Here is a 6,374-nt window from a genome sequence, read left to right on the forward strand (position 1 = left end):
CGCCTAGGCCTGGTAGCCGGCGAAGAGGTCGAGCAGGCCCTGAGGGGCGTCGTCGCGGAAGCAGGTGATCAGGTTCTCGGCGGACTCGGCCGCGGAGGTCTCGCTGCGGGGGAACAGTGCCTGCTCGTAGGCGGCGAGGGCGGCTTCGGTGTCGCGGGGGTGTGCGGCGAGGGCGGCGCCGAGTTCGGCTCCGTCCAGCATGGCGAGGTTGGCGCCCTCGCCGGCGAACGGTGACATGACGTGGGCGGCGTCGCCGAGCAGGGTGACGCCGGGGACGCGGTCCCAGCGGTGGCCGACGGGCAGGGTGTGGATCCGGCGCGGGACCAGCGCACCGTCCGCGTCGGCGACCAGCGCCCGCAGGCTCTCGTCCCAGCCGGCGAATTGATCGAGGACGGCGGCCTTGGCCAGGGCGGTGTCGGTGAAGTCGATGCCGTCGATCCACTCCTCGGGCACCTTGAGCGCGGTGTAGATGTGCAGGCTGCCGTCGGGCTCGCGGTGGGCCAGGAAGCCCTTGCCCGCGCCGAGGGCCATGAACATACCGCCGCCGACGACGCCGGCACTGTCGGGGTGACGGGTGTCGGCGTCGAGCAGGTCCGCCTCGACGAAGGACAGGCCGGAGTAGACAGGGGTGGCGTCGGAGACCAGCGGACGGATCCGGGACCAGGCTCCGTCGGCGCCGATCAGCAGGTCGGTGGTGAAGACGGAACCGTCGGCGAGGGTCACCTCGTGGCGGCCTCCGCCGAGCGGGCGTGCCCCGGTGACCTTCGCGCCCCAGCGGATCGTGCCTTCGGGCAGCGAGCCGAGCAGGAGGTCACGCAACCTGCCGCGCTCGACCTCGGGGCGGTCGCCGTCGCCCTCGTCGTCCTGCTTCATACGGACGACGGAGTGCTGGTCGAGGACGCGCATGGCCTCGCCGCCGGGGTGGACGAGGGTGCGGAAATCGTCGTGGAGGCCGGCGGCGCGCAGTGCGGCCTGACCGGATTCCTGGTGGATGTCGAGCATGCCGCCCTGCGCGCGGGCGGTCGGTGAGGCGTCCAGGTCGAAGAGGGCGGCCTCGATGCCGTGGACGTGCAGGACGCGGGCGAGGGTGAGGCCGCCGAGCCCGGCACCGATGACGGCTACGGGGTGGTGAGTGGGCGTGGCTGTGGTCATGGTCGTGCTCCTTAAGTCGAGGTGGGCGTGGGGGTGTGCAGGATGCCGTTGATCAACATCTGGAAGCCCCAGGTCATACGTGCTTTCGGGGCGCCTGCCAGGAGTTCGTCGGCGAGCGAGGCGATGTGCGGGTGGGTGTCGCCGGAAGCGTTCTGAAGGGCGTGGGCGAGGGCGTCCCAGTCGTCCTGGGCTCCGGCGGCCCGGTCCTGGACGGCATGCTCGGCCGCGGTTGCGGTCGCGACCTGTAGCAGCAGGTCCACGCCCCAGGCCGCCTGTCCGGGCGGCACGCCGCCCTCGTCCAGCAGGGTCAGCAGCCTCTCGACGAGGTTCAGGTAGTGCTCTCCGCTGGGGCGGGCCACCAGAGCGGACTGGGCGAGGCCCCGGTACGCGAACAGCACCCCGGTGTAGGAGGTGAGGACCTTCTCCAGACGCTCGCGCCAGTCGCCCTCGTCGGCCGGGGGTGACTCGACGGTTCCCAGGAGCTCGTCCAGTACGGCGGCGTGCAGCTCCGCGGTGTTGCGGACGTACACGTACACCGAGGCCGGGCCGGTGTCCAGCTCCTGCGCCAGCCGCCGCATGGTGACCCTCTGCAGGCCCTCGGCGCGCGTGATCTCGACGGCGGTGGCGACGATGCCGTCCCGTGTCAGGGCCGGTTTGGCCGGGCGCTCGCGGCGACTGGGGCCGCGACTGCTCGGTGTGTCGGGGTGATGGGCTGCCATGTCTTCCAGGGTAACGAACATGTTCGTTACGAACAAGTTCTTGACGAACATGTTCGTTCGTGACTCCATCGGCAGCTCCGCGTGGGGCTCAGTTCGCGGCTCAGCGTCGCGGAAATTGGTCTCGACCTTTAACCGCCCCCGATGCCTTCCTTAAGCGCACCCTAAGATCGCCAACCTCCGTCCGGATGAAGCGGTTTGCCCGAATCCGGATCGCTAGCGTGCTGCCGCACCCACTCCCCGTGAAACCGTGAAACCGCGAAGGCAGGCACACGCGATGAGCAGTACGCAGCACCGGCGCAAGGTCAGTGGCAGGAACAAGGCGATAGGCGGCGTCGTCGCCGCTGCCGTGGTCGGCGGTGGCGCCCTCCTGTTCTCCGGGACCGCGCAGGCGGCCGATGTCGGAGCCGCGTACACCAAGACCAGTGACTGGTCGACCGGCTACACCGGGCAGTACGTCATCACGAACGGCACCGGCCAGGTGAGGGGGGACTGGACGCTGGAGTTCGACCTGCCGTCCGGCGCCACGCTGAGCTCGCTGTGGAACGCCGAGTCCGCGGTGAGCGGGCAGCACGTCACGGTGAAGCCGCCGGCCTGGGACAAGGACGGCCTGGTGGCCGGTGAGTCCGTCACCGTCGGGTTCGTCGTGAACGGCACCGCGAACCCGACGGGCTGTCTCATCGACGGCGCCAAGTGTTCGGTGGACGACGGCGCGACACCGGAACCGAGCGGCCGCCCGACGGAATCGGCGACCCCGAGCTCCAGCCCCTCGCCGACCGCTTCCCCGACCCCGACCCCGACCCCGACGGTGACGGCGACCGCCACTCCCACCCCCTCCGAGACCTCAAGCGGCGGCACCACCGCGAGCGCCGGTTTCGCTCCCTACGTCGACACCTCCCTCTACCCCGCCTTCGACCTGGGCGCCGGCGCCACAGCCACCGGCGTGAAGCAGTACAACCTCGCCTTCATCACGGACGGCGGCGGCTGCACGCCCAAGTGGGGCGGTGTGACGGACCTGGCGAGTGACGCGGTCGCGGCGCAGATCGGCGCCCTGCGGGCGAAGGGCGGCGACGTCCGCGTCTCGTTCGGCGGCGCCTCCGGCTCCGAACTGGCCACGGCCTGCTCATCGGCGGACGCGCTGGTAACGGCGTACAACAAGGTCGTGGACGTCTACGACCTCACGAAGGTCGACTTCGACGTGGAGGGCGGCGCGCTGCCGAACACGGCGGCGAACACGATCCGCGCGAAGGCCATCGCGCAGCTCCAGCAGCAACACCCGTCGCTGGACGTGTCGTTCACGCTGCCGGTGATGCCCGAGGGCCTCACCCAGGACGGCGTGAACCTGCTGTCCAACGCCCAGGCGAACGGCGTCTCCATCGACACCGTCAACATCATGGCGATGGACTACGGGCCCGCGTACAGCGGTGACATGGGTACGTACGCCGAGCAGGCCGCGACCGCGACGCAGGCCCAGGTCAAGAGCGTCCTCGGGCTCTCCGACAGCGCGGCCTGGAAGGCGGTCGCGATCACCCCGATGATCGGCGTCAACGACGTGGCGACGGAGATCTTCAAGGTCGAGGACGCCACCCAGCTGGTCGCCTTCGCCAGGTCCAAGGGCATCGGCTGGCTCTCCATGTGGTCCGTCACCCGCGACAAGCAGTGCCCCGGCGGCGCGAAGAACTCCGCCGACGCGACCTGCAGCTCGATCGTCCAGGACGCGAACGCGTTCGCGAAGGCCTTCAGCGCCTTCAACTAGCCCCCTGTACGGGGTACGCATCCCCTCCAGCCCCCTCTGTCCGGGGGTACGCGTCCCGGCCGGACTTTCCCCATCCGGCCGGGACGCGTGGGACCACAGCGTGTCCGTGGGGACGTGGGGACGTGGGGGCGTGCGGACGTGGGTTTTGCACGGCGGTGGGTGGGTGTCGTCGAGTTACTCGCGGAATGGAGCGTTCACCGGGGGATGCGCGTCAGTGATGTCCGCGCCCAGGCCCGCGAGCAGGCGCAGCCCGTCCTCGGCGGGGCTGCCGGGGGTCGCGGACAGGACCAGCAGCTCCATGTCCGACTCGTCCGGTAGCGTGAAGTTCTCCTGGTGCAGTTCCAGCAGGCCGACCAGCGGGTGCCGGTACGCCTTGCGTCCGTGGGTGCGGGCGCGCACGTCCGCACGGGCCCACAGGCGGCGGAAGCGCTCACTGCCCATCGCCAACTCGCCGATGAGCGAGGCCAGCCGGGGATCCTCGGGGTACTTGCCGGCGGCCAGACGCAGGTGTCCGACCACGTCGAGGGTGCAGTTCTCCCAGTCCGCGTAGAGGCCGCGTTCGGCCTCCTCGAGGAAGATGTGCCGGGCGGTGTTCAGGCCCGGTAGCGGCCGGCCGTAGAGGAGCCAGGCGAGACGGTTCCCGGCGAGCACGTTCAGGCGGTGGTCCATGATCAGCGCGGGTGCGTCGGTGACCAGGTCGAGGACGCGCAGCAGCTCCGGCCGGACCCGCCCGGTCGGCGCCTTCGCGGGGCGGCGGCGCTGCTGGGTGAGCCGGCAGAGGTGGTCGCGTTCGGTCTCGTCGAGGCCGAGGACGCGGGCGAGCGCATCGAGGACCTGCTGGGAGGGCTGGGTCGCGCGGCCCTGCTCCAGCCGTACGTAGTAGTCGACGCTGACTCCGGACAGGTGCGCGACCTCTTCGCGGCGCAGCCCCTCGACCCGGCGGCGGCTGTCGGTGGGGATGCCGACGGCCGCCGGGTCGACCCGGGAACGCCGGGTCCGCAGGAAGCCCGCGAGATCGTCCATGTCCTCAGTATGGCCGCGGTGGTGCCCGTGAAGGTGGTCCTGCCATTACCAGGAAGTCCGGTACCAGGAAGTCCGGTCCTACGGAAGAAGCGCCCCTGAACGCCGGGCGCCGCGGCGCCCAGTATCGAAGGCACCCGATCCGAAGGAGTTCCCATGAAGACGCTGATCGTCTACGCCCACCCGGAGCCGACGTCGCTCAACGGCTCGCTGAAGGACCTCGCGGTGTCGACGTTGGAGACCGCCGGGCACGAGGTACGGGTGAGCGATCTGTACGCGATGAACTGGAAGGCGGTCGTGGACGCCGCGGACTACGGCCCCGAGGCCTCAAGTCCGCTGAAGGTCGCTCCGGACTCGGGCCGGGCCTTCGACGCCGGGACGCTCACCGCGGACGTCCGCGCCGAGCAGGAGAAGCTGCTGTGGGCCGACACGATCATCTTCCAGTTCCCGTTGTGGTGGTACACGGTGCCCGCGATCCTCAAAGGCTGGGTGGACCGGGTGTTCACCTACCACTTCGCCTACGGCGTCGGCGAGCACAGCGACACCAAGTACGGCGAGCGCTTCGGCGAAGGCACCCTCGCGGGCAGGAAGGCTCTGCTGTCGGTGACCACCGGCGGCCCGGAGTCGCACTACGCCGCTCGCGGGATCAACGGCCCCATCGACGATCTGCTGTTCCCGATCCACCACGGCATCCTCTACTTCCCGGGCATGGAGGTGCTGCCGCCGTTCGTGCTGTACGGCGCCGACCGGCTTACCGGCGAGGACTACCCGGACGTCGCCAAGGCCTGGGAACAGCGCCTGCTCACCCTGGAGTCGACCGAGCCGATCGCGTTCCGGCGGCAGAACTTCGGTGACTACGAGATTCCCTCGCTGCACCTGAAGGAGGGACTGGAGCCCGCGGGCCGCACGGGTTTCGGGCTGCACGTGCGCGGCTGACCTCCGGCGACGGACGGGACGAGCCGGGGCGAACCCGAGGAGCGGCCCGAGGGCCGTGGCGGAGGTGAGGGTGAGCGCCACCGGTCGGGGTGTGCGGGTGGGGCACCGACTCGGCGATCAACCCGGTCGCGGCCGGCGGCCACCAGCACACCGAGGAGCAGCCGTGCTGGATCGCGCGCCGCAATCCGACCCGTGAAAGCGCTCGAAGCCCTGGGCAGCATGGAGCACGCCCCCTCCGAGATCGCCGCTTCAACTTCCTGAGCCCGATGGACTGCCTCGGCCGGCCGCTGGGAATCGCCGCCGAGAGCCGACTCGACGGGGCGCTCGCGGCGGCTGCGGCTGTGGCCGCTTGGCGGCAACTGGACTCCTCTGTAAGGGGGTTGAGCGCCCCGGCCGGATCTTTTCTGCATCCGGCCGAGGCGCTCGGCACGTCACTCACCTCCCGCCACCCGACGACCACACCGTGACCGCGAGCGCGATGGCGGAGGTCACCGCGGCCAGTGCCGGCAAGGGCCACCGGGTCCGTTCCAGCGCGTCGATCCGTTCCTCGTGGTCGTTGAGTGTCTTGTCGGTCTGGTCGGCGCGTTGCAGCAGCAGCGCCAGGTCGCCGCGCGCGGTGGCGAAGCCGACGTCGACGGCCCGTCTCAGCCGCTCCAGTTCGAGAGCGACTCCGGCGCGTTCGTCACTGTTCACCATCCGCGCCCTCCCGCGGCCGCAGCCAGCCCGGCAGCAGCCGTTCGACGGCCGGGACGGTCCTCAGCCGGCTGAGGACACCGGCGGCGGCCACCACGGTG

Annotated in this window: 6 protein-coding genes; 2 read left to right on the forward strand and 4 right to left on the reverse strand. The window is 70.7% G+C overall.

From position 1 onward, the window contains the following. Positions 1 to 3: 3 nt before the first annotated feature. Together ACFWP7_RS04665 and ACFWP7_RS04670 are read right to left on the reverse strand one after the other, a co-directional pair. Complete coding sequence (locus ACFWP7_RS04665; protein ID WP_384375899.1) at positions 4 to 1,152, reverse strand: FAD-dependent oxidoreductase; 1,149 nt, start codon at positions 1,150 to 1,152, stop codon at positions 4 to 6. A gap of 11 nt (positions 1,153 to 1,163) precedes the next feature. After that, positions 1,164 to 1,871, reverse strand: coding sequence for a TetR/AcrR family transcriptional regulator (locus ACFWP7_RS04670; RefSeq protein ID WP_384375902.1), 708 nt, complete (start codon positions 1,869 to 1,871; stop codon positions 1,164 to 1,166). 274 nt (positions 1,872 to 2,145) lie between these two features. Here ACFWP7_RS04670 and ACFWP7_RS04675 point away from each other — a divergent pair, with 274 nt between their 5' ends. Then, positions 2,146 to 3,624: a cellulose binding domain-containing protein gene (locus tag ACFWP7_RS04675; protein WP_384375905.1), complete on the forward strand. Its 1,479-nt coding sequence runs from the start codon at positions 2,146 to 2,148 to the stop codon at positions 3,622 to 3,624. Positions 3,625 to 3,798: 174 nt separating this feature from the next. Here ACFWP7_RS04675 and ACFWP7_RS04680 read toward each other — a convergent pair whose 3' ends face one another. Further along, complete coding sequence (locus ACFWP7_RS04680; RefSeq protein ID WP_384375908.1) at positions 3,799 to 4,647, reverse strand: helix-turn-helix transcriptional regulator; 849 nt, start codon at positions 4,645 to 4,647, stop codon at positions 3,799 to 3,801. Between the two features lie 153 nt (positions 4,648 to 4,800). On the opposite strand from ACFWP7_RS04680, the gene ACFWP7_RS04685 reads away from it, so the two are divergent. Next, entirely contained in the window at positions 4,801 to 5,580 is a 780-nt protein-coding gene (locus ACFWP7_RS04685) for an NAD(P)H-dependent oxidoreductase (protein ID WP_384375911.1), read from the forward strand. Between the two features lie 435 nt (positions 5,581 to 6,015). Here the strand turns inward: ACFWP7_RS04685 and ACFWP7_RS04690 are convergent, their stop codons facing one another. Further along, on the reverse strand, positions 6,016 to 6,276 hold the full coding sequence (locus ACFWP7_RS04690) for a hypothetical protein (protein ID WP_384375914.1): 261 nt from the start codon (positions 6,274 to 6,276) through the stop codon (positions 6,016 to 6,018). Between the last annotated feature and the right edge of the window lie 98 nt (positions 6,277 to 6,374).

The sequence above is a fragment of the Streptomyces sp. NPDC058470 genome (assembly GCF_042721055.1).
Classification (GTDB): Bacteria; Actinomycetota; Actinomycetes; order Streptomycetales; family Streptomycetaceae; genus Streptomyces.